Origin of the sequence: Congregibacter sp. (genome assembly GCF_965662665.1) — a bacterium.
Lineage (GTDB): Bacteria > Pseudomonadota > Gammaproteobacteria > Pseudomonadales > Halieaceae > Congregibacter.
In genome coordinates, this window is record NZ_CBFIIF010000031.1 from 18,201 (window position 1) to 36,489 (window position 18,289).

The following is an 18,289-nucleotide window of genomic DNA, read 5'->3' on the forward strand; positions in this document are numbered from 1 at the left end:
TGGCCGTAGGATTGATATAAGGCTCCTACGAGGGAGCGCAAATTTGGAGAGCAGCGATCAGTAAAGATAGCGGTAAGGGCAAAAGATCCCTTATCAATGATGAAATAGTCGCGGATAAGGTCCGTTTAGTGGGTGCAGAAGGCGAGCAGGTGGGTATTGTTCCCCTCGCAGAAGCACGGGCGGCTGCGGAAGCAGCCGGTATGGACCTTGTACTGATTGCGGATCAGTCGGATCCCATGGTCTGTAAAGTCATGGATTACGGCAAGCATATCTTCGAGGCGAAGAAGCAGAAAAACGCCCAGAAGAAAAAGCAAAAGCGTACGCAACTGAAAGAAATGAAGTTTCGTCCAGGGACGGAGGAAGGGGACTACCAGGTAAAACTACGCAACCTGGTGCGTTTCCTTGAGAACGGGGATAAAGCCAAAGTCACGCTGCGTTTTCGCGGTCGTGAAATGGCTCACCAAGAGATAGGCATGGAGCTGCTCAAACGAGTGGAAGCCGATCTTGCGGAACTTGGCGGTGTCGAGCAGTTTCCGAAAATGGAAGGCCGGCAGATGACCATGGTAATCGCCCCGAAAAGGAAGAATGGCTAGCGGCCTGTGAATGCCCTGAGTCATTTAATTTAAAGCGAGTTCCGATAGTAAGCCTCCGGGCACATTCGGACCCAATGCGGAGTACAAGTAATGCCTAAAGCAAAAATTCACAGCGGAGCGGCTAAGCGCTTCAAAAAAACCGCAGGCGGCTATAAGCGCAAGAGTGCGCATAAGAGCCACATCCTGACCAAAATGACCACCAAGCGTAAGCGCCAGCTGCGTGGAACTTCAATGATCCATGACAGTGACAAAGTGCTCATCGACCGCATGATGCGGGCGCGCTAAGCGTTTATTAAGGACAGGAGAAGAATATGCCTCGCGTAAAACGTGGTGTCGTCGCACATCGTCGGCACAAGAAAATTCTGAAGCAAGCCAAAGGTTATTACGGAGCACGCTCACGCGTCTTTCGCGTAGCCAAGCAGGCAGTCACTAAAGCGGGACAGTACGCTTACCGTGACCGTCGTCAGCGCAAGCGTCAGTTCCGTGCACTGTGGATCACGCGTATTAACGCCCAGTCCCGTGCCAATGGTTTGACTTATAGCAAGCTGATCAATGGCCTTAAGAAAGCCAACATTGGTTTGGATCGTCGCGTACTTGCGGATCTCGCAGTACATGACAAGCCAGCCTTTGCAGCAGTCGTGGAGCAAGCCAAAGCAGCTCTCGCTGCCTAAAGCCCCTGGCTGGACAAATCCCGCCGCGAAAGCGGTGGCTTGCAACACGGAAAAATCAAAGGGAAAGGGCCCAGCCTTTTCCCTTTTTTTGTGGCCGCTTTTTTCGGTCCACTGGATTCGGCCTTTTGAGGCCATATTTTTATGGGTAGCTTTGAACCATGGAAAATCTCGAACAACTTGCCAATGAGGCGCGCGCGGCGATCAATGCAGCGCCTGATGTCCCGGCGCTGGAGACAGCCCGAGTCGATTATTTGGGCAAGAAAGGCGCGCTCACTGCTCTGCTGAAAGGCTTGTCTGCCCTGTCTGCCGAAGACCGACCGGCAGCGGGTGCGCAGATCAATGTGGTTAAGCAGGAGATTCAGGCTCTTATCGGCGAGCGCAAAGCCGCGCTGGAAGAGGCGGCAATCAGTGCTCGTCTGGCCAGCGAGTCCATCGATGTGACACTCCCGGGTCGCTCTGTGACCAGCGGACGCGTGCATCCCATTAGTCGAACCATCGAGCGTATCGAGGAGTTTTTTGGCTCTGCAGGATTTTCCGTTGCCGACGGTCCCGAAGTCGAAGACGACTACTACAACTTCGAAGCTTTGAATTTTCCACCGGAGCATCCGGCGCGTGCCGAGCACGATACTTTCTTTGTCGACCCGACAACGGTGCTGCGTACGCATACTTCCCCTGTGCAGGTGCGGGTGATGGAAGGCAGCGAGCCGCCGCTGCGCATCATTTGCCCCGGACGGGTTTATCGCTGTGACTCGGATTTGACGCACACGCCAATGTTTCACCAGGTCGAAGGACTGTTGGTGGATGAGCATTCGAGCCTTGCAGATCTTAAGGGACTCATTGAGCAGTTCCTGCAGGTGTTCTTTGAGAAAGAATTCGCCGTGCGTTTTCGGCCCTCGTACTTTCCTTTTGTAGAGCCCGGTGCCGAGGTCGACATTCAGTGCGTCCATTGTGGTGGCGACGGTTGCCGCGTTTGCAGTCATACCGGTTGGCTTGAGGTGATGGGCTGCGGAATGGTGCATCCCCGCGTATTCGAAATGGCGGGTATCGATCCTGAGCGCTACTCAGGCTTTGCTTTTGGCATGGGGGTAGAGCGCCTGGCGATGCTTCGTTATGGCGTGAATGACCTGCGACTTTTCTTCGAAAACGACCTGCGCTTTCTCGCGCAATTTTGATTGCGATCTACCGTGTGTAGCAATAAGCGTGTGGCAATAAGGAGTACTACGTGAAATTCAGTGAGCAATGGCTGCGGGAGTGGGTAAACCCCGCATTGAGCACCGAAGCCCTGGGACATCAGATCACTATGGCCGGCCTGGAGGTCGATGCCATCGAGCCTGTCTCCGGCCCCTTTAGCGGCGTGATCGTGGCCGAGATTACCGAGGCAGTGCAGCACCCGGATGCGGATAAGTTGCGTGTCTGTACCGTAAACGCAGGCGATGGAAACACCGTGCAGATCGTTTGTGGTGCGCCCAACGCCCGCAAGGGACTCAAGACCCCACTGGCGATCGTAGGAGCGATGCTGCCCGGCGACTTCGCGATTAAGGCAGCGAAGCTTCGCGGTGTTGAATCTCAGGGAATGCTCTGCGCGGCGTCGGAGTTGGGTTTGTCTGAAGAAAAAGACGGGATCCTGGAACTGCCGGATGATGCACCGGCAGGCACAGATCTTCGCGAATATCTTAAGCTCAATGACGTTAGCATTGAGATCGGCCTCACACCCAACCGCTCAGATTGTTTGGGACTAGCGGGCATCGCTCGCGAGGTGGGCTTACTCAATGATCTGAGCGTCTGTGCTCCCCCCGAAAACACGGCCGCAGTGACTACCGATGAGGCGGTCACTGTGGAGCTTCGTGCCCCACAGCGCTGTCCTCGATACCTCTGTCGTGTCATCGACGGCGTTGATCTCAGTAGGCCGTCGCCCCTGTGGATGCAGGAAAAGCTTCGCCGCTGCGGTCTGCGCAGTATCGATGCGGCAGTAGATATCACCAATTATTTGCTGCTGGAGCTTGGTCAGCCCATGCATGCCTTTGATCTCGACAAGATCAATGGCGGTATTGTCGTTCGCGAGGCGACTGCGGAAGAATCTCTCGAACTCCTGAACGATCAGGAGATCACCCTGGGTGAGGGTAATTTAGTGATTGCTGATCAGCAGGGCGCACTGGCCTTTGCGGGCATTATGGGTGGTGCGAGCTCGGCCGTGGGCGAAGGCACTACGCGGCTTCTTTTGGAGGCGGCGTTTTTTGCGCCGGTGCCTCTCAGCGGTCAGGCACGGTCCTTTGGATTACATACGGATTCGTCGCATCGCTTTGAGCGCGGCGTTGATTTTCAGCTTCAACGACGCGCTATGGAGCGTGCAACAGAGTTGCTGTTGGAGATCGTAGGTGGTTCTGCGGGACCGATTACCGAGGCAGTGTCCGAAGAAGACCTGCCTGCACCGGATCCCATTCACTTGCGCGCAGCGCGCATTGAACGGCTTTTGGGTGTGGCCATCGATGATGCGACAGTAGAGCGTATTCTTCGTGGTGTGGGTCTGGAAGTGTCGGCAGTCGATGGCGGCTGGGAGTGCGCAGTCCCGAGCTGGCGTTTTGATTTGCGTATCGAAGCCGATCTTCTCGAAGAACTGGCGCGGGTTTACGGATATAACAACCTCCCGGTGACGCGCATTCGAGCGGACGTTGTATTGCCATCAATCCCCGAAGAAAAAGTGCGACTGCGACAGCTGCGTCGTGCCCTTGTCGCTCGCGATTATTACGAAGCGATTTGTTACAGCTTTGTGGATGCGGATATTCAAAAGCAACTTGATCCGAACATTGAGCCCGTAGCTCTGAATAATCCTATCTCTCCCGAACATGCGGTTATGCGTAGCAGTCTGCTTGCGGGACTGCTGCGATCAGCGCAGCACAACGTAAAGCGTCAGCAGCCGCGAGTACGTCTGTTTGAGACGGGATTGCGCTTCTTGCCGGATGCCGAGGGCCTAAATCAGCGCCCGGGCCTGGCGATGCTCATCACGGGCTCTCAGACAGCAGAAGGCTGGGCAGAAGCGGGGCGCAACGCTGACTTTTATGATCTCAAGGGAGACATCGAGGCACTGCTGGAGCTCACGGGAGACGTGGCGTCTTTTCATTTTGAGGCAGGAGAGCGCAGTGGACTGCATCCCGGGCAGACAGCCTGGCTCAAACGCGGCGATAGCATCGTCGGATTTGTGGGCGTCCTCCATCCGACTCTGCAGAAGAACCTGGATTTCGATCTTCCCGTGGTGGTCGCCGAGCTGGATCTCGAGTTGCTCAGCATGGCTACGATTCCGGCCTTTACGCCCGTGTCCCGCTTTCCGGCACTGCGTCGGGATATTGCGGTGATCGTGGATAAAACGGTTGCGGCTGGTGAACTTCTAGCCGATGTGCGAGCCACGGCGGGTGTTTGCCTTCAAGACTTAACGCTGTTTGATGTCTATGAGGGCAAAGGTATTGATCCTGCTAGAAAAAGTGTCGCTCTGGGTTTGACTTTTCAGGATCATTCGCGCACTCTTGATGATAATGAAGTCAACACATGTATTCAGCAAGTTGTTGATTCACTGAAAGAAAACTATAAAGCGGAGCTTCGCGGTTAACTTTTGCAGTTAGCTTGTAGTGTTAGCAACGAAGCACGCGGTAGAGGTCTCACCGGGACGGTTGAACATGAGCGCACTGACCAAGTCCGAAATGGCAGAGCGGTTATTTGAAGAACTTGGGCTGAATAAGCGCGAGGCGAAAGAAATAGTCGAGCTGTTTTTTGAAGAAATCCGAGTTTGCCTGGAGAATAACGAACAGGTGAAGCTCTCGGGTTTTGGCAATTTCGATTTGCGTGACAAAAGCCAGCGCCCGGGACGTAACCCAAAAACGGGAGAGGAAATTCCGATTTCTGCCCGCAGAGTGGTAACCTTCAAGCCAGGGCAGAAGCTCAAGGCCAGAGTAGAAGAATATGCTGGAACCGAGTCACAATAACGAACTCCCCGCGATACCGGGCAAGCGCTATTTCACCATCGGTGAAGTAAGCGAGCTCTGCGCCGTAAAGCCCCATGTCTTGCGATATTGGGAGCAGGAGTTTCCTCAGCTCAAACCGGTCAAGCGTCGCGGCAATCGTCGCTATTACCAGCGCGAAGACGTACTCATGATTCGACAGATTCGTTCCTTACTCTACGATGATGGCTACACCATCGGCGGCGCTCGGCAGCGCATGACTGATGAAAAAGCCAAAGGTGTGCACCCCACACATATCGATGCGGTGATTCAGGAAACCATCGATGACCTTGAAGAGCTGCTGGAACTTTTAAGACCAGGCCGCTAAGAGTTAATAACCCGACTGGCGACCTGCCCAAGCCCATTGTCAGTGCTCATTTCTTGCGTATAATGCCGCCCTCGGTCAAAGGAGTGCGTTCGCGCTTATTGACCTAGTTCTACCGCTCGGGGCGTAGCGCAGCCTGGTAGCGCACCACACTGGGGGTGTGGTGGTCGCAGGTTCAAATCCTGCCGTCCCGACCAACTTTCCTCATTATGTCAAATGGTTAGGTGATGGTGTGCACCGGCTCTACCCCATTGTTAATGATGAAGAGCCAACTATCTGACATAAGCATAAGAAAATGACACACCGCGAACATTCTCAGTTCAAATCTATCAGGCACGTTCTGCGAAGACGACTGACCTAGCTCGTTTTACGCAATACCCGCCCTGCAAAAACATCGGTAGATTTGCCCTCTTTTAGAACCTGTTGCCCATTGACCCACACGCTATCAATGCCGGTGGATAGCACCTGCCCGTCGCGAATCCCCGCATGGTCTTGGACACTCTCGGGATCGAAAAGTACTAAGTCGGCTTTCATACCAGGAGCGATCCGTCCTCGATCGGCAAAGCCCATATGATCTGCCGCTCGCGAGGTCATAGCCGCCACCGCAGTTTCTAAAGAAAGAACCTGCCTGTCGCGAACGTAACGAGCAAGCACCCTCGGAAAGCTGCCGTGCCCTCGAGGGTGGCCAGAGAAGCCGCCGTCGCTGCAAACATTACTGTGCTCCCATTGCAAAAACGTCTCGATATCAGCCTCGGTCATGGATCGGCCCATAATCATTTCTGCCTGGGCACCATCGTTTGCCTGGGACCAAGCTTCTGATTCCTTGAGCAGGTCTGAAAATGTTTGCACCTCCGAGGTCCCGCGAATTTTCGCGATTTCAGCCACGGACAAATTGATGTAGTCGGGATTGGGTTCGTACTTGGTAAAGATGATGCCAGAGGCGGGAGTTAGCTGCTCCAGTACAAAGGCGATCTCTTCGAGGTCGTCGGCATCCCTATCGGGCAGTAGCACCCACATGGTGGATGCCCAGTATTCGTAGGGGTAGACGTCTGCCGTAATGTCGATGCCTTCGGCACGCGCAGCGTTGAGCTTTTCAAGGAGCTCGGGAGCCTGATTCCAGAGACTCTTGGCGGCAAGTTTGATATGCGATATCTGCACCGGAATGCCGGTCTGCCGACCAATGTCGATGATCTCGGCCATCGCATCCCAGAGGAATCTATCCTCGGAGCGTACATGGGAGATATAGCGTCCACCCTGTTCGGCCGTGGTTGCTGCCAGGCTGATAACTTCATCGCGATGGGAATAAATGCCGGGCACATACTCCAAGCCCGTAGACAGCCCCAGCGCTCCCGACTCCAGCTCCGATAGCAGTAAAGCCTGCATGGCCTCGACTTCAGCGGCGCTGGCCGGGCGTTTGGCATCGTCGCCCATGATATGTGCTCTAAGCGTGTTGTGGCCCACGTAGGCCGCGATGTTTACCGCAGGCGGGTTGCTGTCAAAGTCAGTCAAAAAATCCGCCAGAGGCAGCTGATGACCGCCATCCTGCCCAAACACTGCGGTAGTAATGCCCTGAGTGAGCATCGGCAAAGCATCCAGATTTTTACGCAGAGCGCCCTCATCGTCATGGTGGCTGTGGGTATCGATGAAGCCTGGGGCCAAGACGAGTCCGTTTGCATCTACAACCAGTTCGCCGTCTAAAGGACTGAGAACACCAACGCTGACGATGGCATCATCTTCTATTCTCACTGCGCCAAGTTTGGCCTCACCGCCGTTGCCATCGAGAATCAGCGCGTTGTGAATCAACGTGGAGTTCACTACTGAGGGGGTCGCGACGTCAGCAGTTTTCGATCCACAGCCCGCAATTAATGCACTGAGGATTAAACCCAGCACGGCCCCCACAAAACCCTTTGTTTGGACGGCTGAAATGAGCATTGGTCGATCCATGGACACGGTCTGTTCCTCTTTGTGTTTTTGCGCGTAGACTAAGACTACATCACATACTTATCCCAAAGCTTCAGGATGCCCTATGCAACGTCTGTTCATCGTTCTTTTTGCGCTATTTGTCACCTATCCGCTTCAAGCTCAGGAGCCCCTTAATCCCACGGGTTTTCCCTATGTGTTTCACATGGTGCAGGCACGGCTCTGGGATCAAGTGTTGGAAGAAGGATCGACTTACTATCCACCGACCTACGAGGCAGATGGTTTTACCCACGGCACCTCGAATCCGGACAAGTTGATGAACGTAGCGAATCATTTTTATCCCGAAGTAAAAGGTGAGTGGTACTGCCTTCGCATGACCGTCGAAAGTCTTGCCGCCACTGGTGTCACCACAGTCTTCGAGGGAACCGCACCGGTGGGTGATATACCTCCTGATTTTGAGGGGGCGACTGACGAGCTGTTTCCGCACATTCTGGGTGGCATCAAGCCTGCAGCGGTACTCGAGGCGCATACTATTATTCGAGACGCCGACGGTACCTTCTTATCCGTCCAGGGTGTGACTGACTGACGGCCCGAACCCTCGGGACTACAATTTCTTTAGCTACTCGGAGAATCCTTACATGCCTTTGAAACACCTTTCCGCTCTCGCCCTGTGCTTGCCCGCTACGCTGCTAGCGCTGAGCTTTGCAACGCAATCTCCAGCGGCTGACGCGGCGGATGGTCCTCAATCCGCCTGGCAAACCCTCTCCAACGATGAGCGCAGCGAAGTGTTCGCTTTTGCCGAGGACTACAAAGACTTTATGAGTCGCGCCAAAACCGAATTGAGCTTTGTCACGGAGGCGGTGCGTCTTGCAGAAGAGGCGGGATTTAGTGAGCTCCCTGAGAGCGGCAAGCTTAGCCCGGGCGATCGCTACTATGATGTGAATCGCGGTCGCACGGTGACGCTGTTCGTCGTGGGATCTGAGCCTATGACAAACGGTTTTCGGGTCGTTGGTGCCCACGTGGATTCACCGCGGCTGGAGCTAAAAGGGAGGCCCTTGTACGAGTCTCATGGTTTTGCGCTCTTTCAGACCTATCGTCACGGTGGGATTAAGAACTACCAGTGGGTAAACCTGCCGTTGGCTCTGGTGGGACATGTGGACAAAAAAGACGGGACCCGGGTGCCGATTTCTGTGGGCCTGTCGGAGGACGATCCGATTTTCATTATTCCGGATCTCTCACCTCATGTGGATGCCGACTATCGCGACCGAAAAAATCGCGATGTCATTATGGGTGAAGAGCTGGACCCCATCATTGCCTCCATTGCGCCTGCGGACGATTCCTTAAAGGATTCAGTTCTCGCTTATCTCAATTCTGAGTACGACATCGAAGAAGCAGATCTTGTATCAGCAGAGCTGGCCATCGTGCCGGCAGTTGCCCCTCGCGATGTGGGTTTTGATCGCGGGATGATGGCGATTTATGGGCAGGACGATAAGTTGTCGTCCTACACCGCGCTTCGGGCGGTTCTTGAGCAGACTAACCCCAGGCAAACGGCAGTCGCGTTCCTCGTGGACAACGAGGAAGTGGGCAATATCAACAACACCGGTTCTAACTCGGACTACTTTGTCGACCTGCTGGCGGAATTGATCTATCGAGAGCAGGGCGATGCCTACACGGATATCGACATTCGTCGTGCACTGCGTAAAACAAAAGTGGTGTCGTCTGATGTGAACCCCGGTATTCATCCGACCTACCCGGGCGTCTGGGAGTCGGGTAACGCGCCTCGCCTGGGCTTTGGCGTGAACCTTAAGCTGTATGGTGGCGGGTTCAACGCCAACTCCGAGTTCATGGCCTGGAATCGCGCTTATCTTGATGACGCCGAGGTTGCCTGGCAGACGGCCACTTACAAAGGACGTGCGTCCGGAGGAACCATCGGTAGCTCCCTGTCACGACGAAACATGGAGGTGATCGACTACGGCGTGCCGCTGCTGTCGATCCACTCGACCTACGCGGTGAGCTCTAAGGTTGATGTGCACATGTTGTATCGCGCCATGGACGCGTTTTATCGCTATAGCGACTGAGATCTAAGGGGTTTTAGTTACCGCGTCGCTCGGGGTCACAGCCCTCGGTGCGGCGCGTATCGTCAATCTGCAGAATCTTCCATTGCCCGTCGACTTTTCGAAAAGAGAAGAGGTCGATGCCGCAATGATGAAACTCGTTGTTTACAAACAGATTGTAGGGCGTCCATGCCATGGCGACGTTGTCGTCTATGAGCACCGTTTCGTCAAAGGTCACTTCATCCAGATAGGCTTCGGAACTTGATACAGAGCTAATCCAACCCTCTGTACTCTCGGTACCCAAGCGTCCTTCGGGTAAGAACGCGTCCCGAAGCGCCTCGGCGTCCTTGCTGCGCATGGCATCAAACAATACCGTGACGGCATCGAGAATTTCCTGCTCGCTGCTTTGGGCGATAGCCATCGGTGAGAGCGCCAAAAAAGCGGTGAGCAAAACTCCGCTCAGCGGGGCATGCAGCTGTTCAAGTTTTCGCGCTACACTCACAGTCGAATCTCTCGCAGCGCAGCAGTGTGAAATTGTGCGCTCTAGCTTGTTTGGAGTCTTAGGCACTGGGTTCTCCCGGCGATGGTTGCTTCAGTGATCACAACAATGGCTGTAGGGCTCCTCAAGGTCAATGGCCAGACATGACGGGGTAGGACTTAAGGCAGCGCGTTCAGCTAACCGATAAAAAAAGGGTTTCACAGATGACAATAGAAAGAACCGGAACGTTTAAAGGCACTGCCTGTGCCGTGTTTGCCAGCGCGGCCCTGTTTGGTAGCGCGATTGTGGCGCAGTCGGCAATGGCAGGTACCGCGTTGGTTGGTGGTCGCCTGATCGATGGCTTTGGTCATAAACCCATTGCCAATAGCGTGATTCTTGTAGAGGACGGCGTTATTCAGGAAGTGGGCACCGTAGCTACGCTGGAGGTACCCGATGGCTACGAGGTGGTGTCCACTGAAGGCATGGATGTGCTGCCGGGGCTTTGGGAGAACCACGCCCACCTGATGCTCAACGGACATGCTGATTACAGTCATTGGCATCCGACTTACAAAGACCGTCTCGCCAGCGAAATAATGCCCTCCAGTGCCGTCCAGCTGCTTCTCGCGGGCATTACTTCCGCTCGGGATCTTGGTGCTCCCCTAGAGGCCTCGATTTCTGTGAAAACGCGTATTGAGTCCGGGGAAATTCCCGGCCCGCGCTTGTTTGTGTCGGGACCGTTTATTCAACACGAGGCCTATCCCAATACGGAGTTTTATCGTTGGGGCGTGGACAGCGTTGCCGACGGGCGACGGAAGGTCAAAAAACTGGCCGATGCCGGTGTCGATATCATCAAGCTCATTGACCAGGACAAGATGACTCTGGAAGAGGCGCAGGCGGTTGTCGACGAGGCGCACAAGTATGGGCTTAAGGTCGTGGCTCACTCCCATCGGCCCGATGAAGTGCGCCGGGGACTGGAGATTGGCGTCGACAACTTCGAGCACACGGGATTGACTACGGCGCCCGAGTATCCCGCTGACGTTATCGAAATGCTCCGTGAGCGCACTGCAACAGGCCGTATTGCCGGTGGCCCCCTGTTTTGGACGCCCACGGTAGAGGGGCTGTGGAATTACGACCTTACCGTAGCGAATCCCGAGAAACTCGACAGCGCGTGCTGGCATCGCGGACTCGAGCCGTCGACGATAGCCGATATCAAAGCGTCGATTCAGGAGCCCGGGCAGTTGGCCTATACCCAGCTCACACCGCTGCGTAAGCCTACGCTCAAGCGTAAGTTTCAACAGTTGCGAGATGCGGGTGTCGTGATGCTGGTAGGTACCGATAGCGGTATTCCCATGAAGTTTCACTGCCAGAGCACGTGGAATGAAATGGACGTTTGGGTGAATGTTATGAATGTCGACCCCATGTCTACCATTCGTGCAGCAACCTACTGGGGTGCGGTGATGATGGGTGTATCGGATAAGGTCGGCACCGTGTCTGCCGGCAAGTACGCCGACATTATTGCGGTCAAAGGGGATGTCCTGCGCCACATCAATCTGCTTTCTCGCGTGGACTTTGTGATGAAGAACGGGGTTGTCTATAAGCAGGATGGCGCAGCGGTCGAATCCGCATTATAGGACTCAACAAGTGACGGACTTTCAAGCCTTTGCCGTAGAGCAGTACCTGTCCGAAACGGAACACGGGGTACATTACAACTTTTCTGAGAGCGGCGTGCACCCAATGACCTACGCCGAGCTCTTCGAGCTGGCAAACATCAACCGCGACTCGCTTTTTGCGACCTTGGTAGATTACCCACAGGTGAATGGGAGTCAGGTTCTGCGCGAGCGCATTGCCGCGCTGTATTCTCAGGCGCAGGCCGATAACGTGATGGTGACCGTGGGTGCTACGGAAGCTAACACCCTGGTAGCCGCAACGTTGCTGGAGCCCGGTGACAACGTTATCCGTTTTAGCCCCACCTACGAGCAGCTCGCGGGTAACGCTCACAATCTCGGCTTTGAAGTGCGCACGGTGGATATGCTTTCGTCCGAGGATTGGGCGATCGATGGTTCGGGTTTGGCGGCAGCGGTAGATGACCGCACGCGCATTATCCACATAGTGAATCCGAATAATCCTACGGGCCGGGTGTTGAGCGCCTCGGATCGTGAGCTGATCATTACGGCGGCTCGGCGCGTGGGTGCATGGATTGTTGCGGATGAGGTCTACTGTGGAACAGAGCGCAACACCGATGAGCCTACGCCGTCGTTCTGGGGCGGCTATGAGCGGGTTATTGCGATTAACTCTATGAGCAAAGCCTACGGTTTGCCTGGGCTACGTCTGGGTTGGCTGGTGGCGCCGGAGTCACTGATCCCGGCCTTGTGGCGTCGCCATGAGTATGCCTCGATCACTGCCACCATGATGTCTATGGAGTTAGCTACCGCGGCACTGGCACCACGCGCCAGGGATGCTATTACGGCCAGAGCCCGGGGGCTGATTCGTAGAGGTTTCGAAACTCTGCAGGAACAACTTAGTTTTCACCCGGGTGTTTTTTCCGTGGTGCCTCCCCAGGCGTCGGCCATGTCTTTTGTGAAGTTTGATCTTCCCGTGAGTTCTGATGTCTTTGCCGCGCGCCTATTGGCAGAAGAAGATGTTTTACTTATTCCTGGCTCGCGATTTGGCGTGGAGGAACATTTCCGATTTAGTTCGGCATTGCCCGACGAGCACCTTCGCGCAGGCCTCGCGCGCATGAACGCGCTTACCGGGCGCATATTGAAGGGCACTTAACGCCGCATTCAAGCTGATGTTTACGACCCTATTCCGGACTGTGAGGGTTCGGCAGGCTCGCTTGCCGCTGGGTGCGGACTCAGCTTTTAGACGGCTGAAACACGGCCCGCAGTATCCGCGTCGGCCGGAAGTTGGTCACCAACATGGTTCCACTGAGCACCAGCCCGGCCCCCAGCAGCGTGTGCAATCCCACCGCTTCGTCAAGAAATAGCCAGCCCCACATTACGCCCCACAGCGGAATAAGATAACCCACAGTCAGTGCTGACGGTGCGCCCACCGTAGCGATGAGGTGGAAATATAAAAGGTAAGCCACGCCCGTACAGAGGATGCCCAGCACTAAAGCGGCAGCGACGGCAGCAGGCGGCCAAACTTCTGGCATGGGTGCGAAGGGCATGAACGGTAGTATTAGCAAGGTTGCTGCCCAGAGGCTGCCGTGAGCGTTGGCATAGGTTTCTACCTTCTCGGCATATTCTGCGTAGCTGCTGGCAATGCCGTAGCAAATGGCGGCAGACGCGGTAAATACCACAGCCCACAGCGCTTCAGGTTGCACTGCGAAACCACCCAGTCCTACCAGGCTGGCAACGCCGGCCATACCCAGGAATAGACCAAGTATCGCCCGTCGGGTGATGGGCTTGCCACGCCAGATAAAACCAATGAGCAGGCCCCAAAGAGGTGCTGTGGAATTGAGTATGGCGAGCATCGAGGCGGGAAGTGATTGTGCTGCGTAAGCAAAGGCCCAAAAGGGGAGAGCCGTGTTGAATACTCCCAGTATTAAGTAGTGACGCCAGTATTTGCGAACATTCAGAGGGCGTCGCAGCAAGCTGCTAATCAGCAACAGGATTAGCGAGGCCGCGACCAGACGCAGTTCAAGGAGCCATACCGGCCCCAGCTGCGGCACAGCAAAGCGCATGAACATGAACGATGAACCCCAGATCGCCGCAAGGGAGATCAACTGCAGTAGTTGCACTGCATTCACGCCGATTGCTCCCAGACATGCAGAGCCAGCTTACGCTCCAGTCCCCAGCGATAGTTACCCCAGTCGCCGCCCTGACGAATGACCCGGTGGCAGGGGATGAGGTAAGCGATACGATTGCGCGCCATGGCAGAACCCACCGCACGATGAGCTTGCCCCGTGCCGGCAAGAGTGCCCAATTGTTGATAGCTCACCAAATGTCCGGGGCTTACTTGCATGAGCGCTTCCCAGACTTTCACTTGAAAATTAGTGCCGCGAAGCAGCAGATGCAGTTTTCCGCGCTCGAGGGGGCGAGCGAAGATACCTCTTAGTAACTCTTGGGCAGCAACGCTGTTTTCTAACCGGGTAGCGCCGCGCCACTCCTCAGCGAATGCTTTGGCAACTTCGCTGTCTCGAACATCGTGGAAACTCAACTGGCAAATACCTCGAGGACTCCAGGCGATAAACGCGTCGCCAAAAGGCGTATCGCCCCAGCCGTATTCCAGGTTGATGCCTTTGCCATGACTCGCAATCTCCCCGGGCGTCATCGCGTCGCAGCTGAGTGTTAAATCATGCAGACGACCGGGGCCCGAAAGCCCGGCGTGCAGGCTTGCATCTAACACCGAGGCCTGACCTCGAAGGGCGTCTACCGCATATTGCCGCGTGATGATCTGCAAGAAGCGTTTTGGCGATACCCCCGCCCAGCTGCTGAACACCCGCTGTAAATGTGACTCGCTGCTGTGCAGCGCCTGCGCAAGGGTTGCCAGATCAGGTTGCTCGCGCTGGTGTTCTCTGAGGTAGTCGATGGCGTCGGCCACGAGTCGATAGTGCGCGTGGTCGAAACGATTGTTGTGGGCTGCAGACATGACGGGGATTGTCTCACTGGCAGACGTCGAGGTGTAAAGCATGAGAGCACTCTTTTTATCCGGGGTTTAGAGTATTTACCCCGAATAGTTTGCTCGCCACCCGATTCTTGCTTTGGATGGGCGATCCTGGAGTCCATGGGGCAGTCTTGACCCACGGTGAGTTTCCTGTGAATGTCTGTGCCACAAAATTTCGTGCCTGCAGTCGAAGAAGGGAAACCTCATGACAGGAAAAGACAGCAATCGACTCTTGCTGGAGCTTGAGAAGATTCGTCGCGATGTAAACCGGGAGATTATGAATCCCGCGATACCTGAGCTGAGCGTCGATGATATTCGCCCTGTTATCATGATGGCAGCGCGGGCTCGTCTGGCGTATTTGTAGGAACTCATTGATATATCAAAGATTTCGCCGGATATGCCTTCCCACGAGCAGGTCTCTATGCTCGCACGACAGCGAGAGGCCTACGAGGAGCTCCGCGCTGCTGTGAACGCTTTAGAAACTGCAATCGACCGAGGATATCTGGATGTCATTGGCACAGAACAAAACGCCTGAAATGCACCCTCAGTTTCCCCGTTTGTTTGAGCCTTTGGAGCTTGGAACAACGCAACTGAAGAACCGCATTTTGATGGGCTCGATGCATACGGGCCTTGAGGAGCTTGGGCCTGCAGGCTTTGAACGTATGGCGGCTTACTATGCCGAGCGCGCTGCCGGTGGTGTGGGCATGATTATCACGGGCGGTAATGCACCCAACGATTCTGCTGCCCTCGCACCCGGGGAATACGGCGCATTTAACAGCGAAGCGCATGTCCCCTTGCATCGCGTGGTGACCGACGCGGTTCACACTGCAGCTCCTGACTGCAAAATCTGCCTGCAAATACTCCACGCGGGCAACTTGGCCTACAGTGCCGACCCGGTAGCGCCATCGCCCATCGCCTCACCCATAAATCCTCGTGAACCTCGAGCGATGACTCCCGAGGATATCGAGACGACGATTCAGGACTTTGTCACCTGTGCCGAGCGAGCCAAGCGAGCGGGTTATGACGGCGTCGAGATCATTGGATCTGCGGGCTATCTTCTGAGTACGTTTTTGCTTGAGAAAACCAATCACCGTCAAGACGAGTGGGGCGGTAACTATGCAAACCGCATGCGCTTGCCTATCGAGATCGTACGGCGAACTCGAGAGGCCGTAGGCGACGACTTTATTGTGATCTATCGCATCGCAGCGATGGAGCTTATGGCCGATGGTAGTAGCTGGGATGAGGTGGTCACACTGGGTAAGGCGATTGAGGCCGCGGGCGCCTCGATCATGAGCACACACTTTGTCTGGCACCAGGCACAGGTGCCGACCATTAGTACGCGGGTGCCCCGGGCAGCGTTTGCCAGTGTTACGGGTCGTCTGCGTAAAGAATTGTCTATTCCCATGATCACGAGCAATCGCATCAACATGCCCGATGTCGCTGAGCAGGTGCTTGCCGATGGCATGGCGGATATTACGTCTATGGGGCGGCCCATGTTGGCCGACTCGCAGTTTGCGGTAAAAGCCTTTGAGGGGCGTGTCGACGAGATCAACACCTGCATCGCCTGTAATCAGGCCTGCCTTGATCACGCGTTTAGGGGAAAAACGGTTTCTTGCCTGGTGAATCCTCGGGCCTGTCATGAAACAGAGCTCGAGTATCGTCCCACGCTGTCACCGAAACGCATTGCGGTGGTGGGTGCCGGCCCTGCGGGTTTGGCCTTTGCGACCACCGCGGCGTCTCGCGGGCACGCGGTCACTTTATTTGAGGCAAGCGACGAACTGGGCGGCCACTTTAATCTCGCCATGCGTATTCCGGGTAAGGAAGAGTTCGCGGAAACCATTCGCTATTTCGAGCGCCAGCTGGAGTTAACGGGTGTAACGGTAAAACTGGAGCATCGGGTGACCGCCGAAGAGCTGTCGGCGGACCACTGGGATGAGGTGATCGTGGCCACGGGTCTCAATCCCCGCGATCCCGAGATTCCCGGTATCGATCACCCCATGGTAATGAGTTACGACGAAGCGATTCGTGGCACGCGACCTCTAGGCAAAGCGGTAGCGATCATCGGTGCCGGAGGCATCGGTTTTGACGTTGCGGAGCTGGCGTCTCATGCCGGCGTATCGGCGGCACTTGATAAGGACGTGTTTGCTCGGGAATGGGGTATCGACTTTGAGAATCACCCCCGCGGCGGTGTGGCGGGGGTGGAGCCAATTATTGAGATTGCCGATCGGCAGATTTTTCTACTGCAGCGCAAGCCCACGTCCCCGGGTCGGGGTGTGGGACCGACGACAGGATGGACTCATAAGCTGGACCTGACGCGTCGCGGGGTGCACATGCTCAAGGGTGTGCGCTACGACGGAATAGACGATCGCGGTTTACATATATCTATCGACGATGAGCCCCAGTTGCTGCCCGTGGACACGGTGGTGATCTGCGCGGGTCAGGAATCAGAGCGGTCGCTGTTTGATGCGCTACAGAACGCGCGCGAGGGCGTTCATCTGATCGGCGGTGCAGATCTGGCGGTAGAGATTGATGCAAAGCGTGCGATTGATCAGGCCTGTCGATTGGCTGCTGAACTGTAGAGACGGCGCTTTTCTGAGAATCGGTAGCGCTTAGTTTAAAGACCGTGCATGTGCCTGCCTCTTTGCTCGCTGATTGGATGGTTGTGCTGTGCGGGTGCCTGCTGGGTTTAACGCTGCTCATAGCACTGCGATATGCCAGTTGGCGTTCCCTGGCGGGGACGCCGGGCCGCATGCACTTGGTGGCCGGTGGAGCGGTGGCCTGCCTGCTGCTGTGGTTGCTGAACATTCATCTGCTCGACGGCTTGATGCTCCACTTTTTGGGTATCACTGCGTTGACCCTGATCGTTGGCTGGTCTTTTAGCGTGCTTGGGGCTTCCCTGGCTATGATCGCCTTTTATGGGCTTCAGCATCTGAATTGGGGCGCATTCCCGTTATCCGTACTCCTCTGTGTTGTAATACCCGCGACAACGAGCTGGCTGTTGGCGAGAACGCTCCATCGGCAGGGTTTACGTCACCCCTTTGTGTACATGCTGGGGGCCGGCTTTGCGGGCGGTGGTGTCGTGGTGCTGGTGCTTGCCCTCGTGGTCGGCCTGTTGTTTTGGGTCCTTGGCCTCACTGCCTACCTTGAGACGGCGGGAGAGTTTTGGCCCTTCATTGTCCTGCTGATGTTTTCCGAGGGCTTTATCAACGGCATGTGCGTGTCAGCGCTGGCGATTTTTCACCCCGATTGGATGAAGACCTTTGATGAGAAGTTTTATTTTGATGATCGCCGCTAGAGGCACGGCTCTCTCGTGACTGAGCTGCTGCCCTGGGAGTACGGGGCCATTGCATTGCTGTTCATCTGGGGAGGGTTCGTGCGCTCTGGCCTGGGCTTTGGCGGGGCCGTGCTTACCTTGCCGTTTCTCCTGCTGATTCGAGACGAGCCCCTGCTGTTCTTGCCGATTATCTCCGTGCATCTGTTGTTTTTTTCGGGGCTGACGGTCTGGCAGGCGCATCGGGCGGACGCAAAACAGGGTAGGGCAGTGAGCACCATTAACTGGGAGTTTTTGCGTTACGCATTGCCCTTGATGATTGTGCCCAAACTTATTGGCGTAGCCGGGGTAATCACACTGCCCGGCTCAATAGTGACTGG

The 18,289-nt window shown here is 55.6% G+C and carries 18 protein-coding genes, 1 tRNA gene and 1 pseudogene; 16 read left to right on the forward strand and 4 right to left on the reverse strand.

Going from position 1 to position 18,289, the window contains the following annotated elements:
- Positions 1 to 92 precede the first annotated feature (92 nt).
- From infC to ACTG39_RS11720, 8 genes are all read left to right on the forward strand, one after another.
- Positions 93 to 593, forward strand: a complete 501-nt coding sequence (infC, locus tag ACTG39_RS11685; protein WP_040362391.1) for a translation initiation factor IF-3 — start codon at positions 93 to 95, stop codon at positions 591 to 593.
- Between the two features lie 90 nt (positions 594 to 683).
- Positions 684 to 878: a 50S ribosomal protein L35 gene (gene rpmI, locus ACTG39_RS11690; protein ID WP_439107740.1), complete on the forward strand. Its 195-nt coding sequence runs from the start codon at positions 684 to 686 to the stop codon at positions 876 to 878.
- Between the two features lie 26 nt (positions 879 to 904).
- The gene (rplT, locus tag ACTG39_RS11695; protein ID WP_009023007.1) at positions 905 to 1,264 is read left to right on the forward strand and encodes a 50S ribosomal protein L20; all 360 of its coding nucleotides are present in this window, start codon (positions 905 to 907) and stop codon (positions 1,262 to 1,264) included.
- Between the two features lie 158 nt (positions 1,265 to 1,422).
- Positions 1,423 to 2,436: a phenylalanine--tRNA ligase subunit alpha gene (pheS, locus tag ACTG39_RS11700; protein WP_439107741.1), complete on the forward strand. Its 1,014-nt coding sequence runs from the start codon at positions 1,423 to 1,425 to the stop codon at positions 2,434 to 2,436.
- 50 nt (positions 2,437 to 2,486) lie between these two features.
- Entirely contained in the window at positions 2,487 to 4,865 is a 2,379-nt protein-coding gene (pheT, locus tag ACTG39_RS11705; protein WP_439107742.1) for a phenylalanine--tRNA ligase subunit beta, read from the forward strand.
- A 67-nt stretch (positions 4,866 to 4,932) separates the two neighbouring features.
- Positions 4,933 to 5,238, forward strand: coding sequence for an integration host factor subunit alpha (gene ihfA, locus ACTG39_RS11710; RefSeq protein WP_439107743.1), 306 nt, complete (start codon positions 4,933 to 4,935; stop codon positions 5,236 to 5,238).
- Positions 5,216 to 5,581, forward strand: a complete 366-nt coding sequence (locus tag ACTG39_RS11715; protein ID WP_439107744.1) for a MerR family transcriptional regulator — start codon at positions 5,216 to 5,218, stop codon at positions 5,579 to 5,581. Before ihfA ends, ACTG39_RS11715 begins: the two co-directional genes overlap by 23 nt.
- A 117-nt stretch (positions 5,582 to 5,698) precedes the next feature.
- Positions 5,699 to 5,775: transfer RNA gene (locus ACTG39_RS11720), tRNA-Pro, on the forward strand.
- 160 nt (positions 5,776 to 5,935) lie between these two features.
- Here the strand turns inward: ACTG39_RS11720 and ACTG39_RS11725 are convergent.
- Complete coding sequence (locus ACTG39_RS11725) at positions 5,936 to 7,510, reverse strand: N-acyl-D-amino-acid deacylase family protein (RefSeq protein WP_439107745.1); 1,575 nt, start codon at positions 7,508 to 7,510, stop codon at positions 5,936 to 5,938.
- A gap of 94 nt (positions 7,511 to 7,604) precedes the next feature.
- On the opposite strand from ACTG39_RS11725, the gene ACTG39_RS11730 reads away from it, so the two are divergent.
- Together ACTG39_RS11730 and ACTG39_RS11735 are read left to right on the forward strand one after the other, a co-directional pair.
- On the forward strand, positions 7,605 to 8,084 hold the full coding sequence (locus ACTG39_RS11730) for a DUF952 domain-containing protein (RefSeq protein WP_439107746.1): 480 nt from the start codon (positions 7,605 to 7,607) through the stop codon (positions 8,082 to 8,084).
- 52 nt (positions 8,085 to 8,136) lie between these two features.
- The gene (locus tag ACTG39_RS11735) at positions 8,137 to 9,576 is read left to right on the forward strand and encodes an aminopeptidase 1 (RefSeq protein WP_439107747.1); all 1,440 of its coding nucleotides are present in this window, start codon (positions 8,137 to 8,139) and stop codon (positions 9,574 to 9,576) included.
- Between the two features lie 13 nt (positions 9,577 to 9,589).
- Here the strand turns inward: ACTG39_RS11735 and ACTG39_RS11740 are convergent, their stop codons facing one another.
- Positions 9,590 to 10,054, reverse strand: a complete 465-nt coding sequence (locus tag ACTG39_RS11740; RefSeq protein WP_439107748.1) for a nuclear transport factor 2 family protein — start codon at positions 10,052 to 10,054, stop codon at positions 9,590 to 9,592.
- A gap of 200 nt (positions 10,055 to 10,254) precedes the next feature.
- Between ACTG39_RS11740 and ACTG39_RS11745 the strand changes: the two genes are divergently transcribed.
- Together ACTG39_RS11745 and ACTG39_RS11750 are read left to right on the forward strand one after the other, a co-directional pair.
- Positions 10,255 to 11,661, forward strand: coding sequence for an amidohydrolase family protein (locus tag ACTG39_RS11745; RefSeq protein WP_439107749.1), 1,407 nt, complete (start codon positions 10,255 to 10,257; stop codon positions 11,659 to 11,661).
- A gap of 10 nt (positions 11,662 to 11,671) precedes the next feature.
- Positions 11,672 to 12,805, forward strand: a complete 1,134-nt coding sequence (locus ACTG39_RS11750; RefSeq protein ID WP_439107750.1) for an aminotransferase class I/II-fold pyridoxal phosphate-dependent enzyme — start codon at positions 11,672 to 11,674, stop codon at positions 12,803 to 12,805.
- Positions 12,806 to 12,884: 79 nt separating this feature from the next.
- Here the strand turns inward: ACTG39_RS11750 and ACTG39_RS11755 are convergent, their stop codons facing one another.
- Both ACTG39_RS11755 and ACTG39_RS11760 read right to left on the reverse strand, forming a co-directional pair.
- Positions 12,885 to 13,781 (reverse strand): DMT family transporter, encoded by an 897-nt coding sequence (locus ACTG39_RS11755; protein ID WP_439107751.1) that lies wholly within the window; start codon positions 13,779 to 13,781, stop codon positions 12,885 to 12,887.
- Positions 13,778 to 14,665, reverse strand: coding sequence for a methylated-DNA--[protein]-cysteine S-methyltransferase (locus ACTG39_RS11760; protein WP_439107752.1), 888 nt, complete (start codon positions 14,663 to 14,665; stop codon positions 13,778 to 13,780). Before ACTG39_RS11760 ends, ACTG39_RS11755 begins: the two co-directional genes overlap by 4 nt.
- 178 nt (positions 14,666 to 14,843) lie before the next feature.
- On the opposite strand from ACTG39_RS11760, the gene ACTG39_RS11765 reads away from it, so the two are divergent.
- From ACTG39_RS11765 to ACTG39_RS11780, 4 genes and pseudogenes are all read left to right on the forward strand, one after another.
- A complete protein-coding gene (locus tag ACTG39_RS11765) occupies positions 14,844 to 15,002 on the forward strand; it encodes a hypothetical protein (protein ID WP_439107753.1) in 159 nt (52 codons plus the stop codon).
- A gap of 142 nt (positions 15,003 to 15,144) precedes the next feature.
- Positions 15,145 to 17,217, forward strand: a complete 2,073-nt coding sequence (locus ACTG39_RS11770) for an FAD-dependent oxidoreductase (RefSeq protein ID WP_439107754.1) — start codon at positions 15,145 to 15,147, stop codon at positions 17,215 to 17,217.
- A gap of 50 nt (positions 17,218 to 17,267) precedes the next feature.
- On the forward strand, positions 17,268 to 17,933 hold the full coding sequence (locus tag ACTG39_RS11775; protein ID WP_439107755.1) for an energy-coupling factor ABC transporter permease: 666 nt from the start codon (positions 17,268 to 17,270) through the stop codon (positions 17,931 to 17,933).
- A 15-nt stretch (positions 17,934 to 17,948) separates the two neighbouring features.
- Positions 17,949 to 18,289: pseudogene (locus ACTG39_RS11780) on the forward strand (sulfite exporter TauE/SafE family protein); the annotation flags it as partial.

Excerpts from the sequence above, each read along its gene's own strand:
- rplT (WP_009023007.1), top strand. The coding sequence starts at position 905 with ATGCCTCGCGTAAAACGTGGTGTCGTCGCACATCGTCGGCACAAGAAA.
- ihfA (WP_439107743.1), top strand. The coding sequence starts at position 4,933 with ATGAGCGCACTGACCAAGTCCGAAATGGCAGAGCGGTTATTTGAAGAA.
- ACTG39_RS11735 (WP_439107747.1), top strand. The coding sequence starts at position 8,137 with ATGCCTTTGAAACACCTTTCCGCTCTCGCCCTGTGCTTGCCCGCTACG.
- rpmI (WP_439107740.1), top strand. The coding sequence starts at position 684 with ATGCCTAAAGCAAAAATTCACAGCGGAGCGGCTAAGCGCTTCAAAAAA.
- ACTG39_RS11725 (WP_439107745.1), bottom strand. The coding sequence starts at position 7,510 with ATGCTCATTTCAGCCGTCCAAACAAAGGGTTTTGTGGGGGCCGTGCTG.
- pheS (WP_439107741.1), top strand. The coding sequence starts at position 1,423 with ATGGAAAATCTCGAACAACTTGCCAATGAGGCGCGCGCGGCGATCAAT.
- ACTG39_RS11715 (WP_439107744.1), top strand. The coding sequence starts at position 5,216 with ATGCTGGAACCGAGTCACAATAACGAACTCCCCGCGATACCGGGCAAG.
- ACTG39_RS11745 (WP_439107749.1), top strand. The coding sequence starts at position 10,255 with ATGACAATAGAAAGAACCGGAACGTTTAAAGGCACTGCCTGTGCCGTG.
- ACTG39_RS11765 (WP_439107753.1), top strand. The coding sequence starts at position 14,844 with ATGACAGGAAAAGACAGCAATCGACTCTTGCTGGAGCTTGAGAAGATT.
- ACTG39_RS11770 (WP_439107754.1), top strand. The coding sequence starts at position 15,145 with ATGTCATTGGCACAGAACAAAACGCCTGAAATGCACCCTCAGTTTCCC.
- ACTG39_RS11730 (WP_439107746.1), top strand. The coding sequence starts at position 7,605 with ATGCAACGTCTGTTCATCGTTCTTTTTGCGCTATTTGTCACCTATCCG.
- ACTG39_RS11760 (WP_439107752.1), bottom strand. The coding sequence starts at position 14,665 with ATGCTTTACACCTCGACGTCTGCCAGTGAGACAATCCCCGTCATGTCT.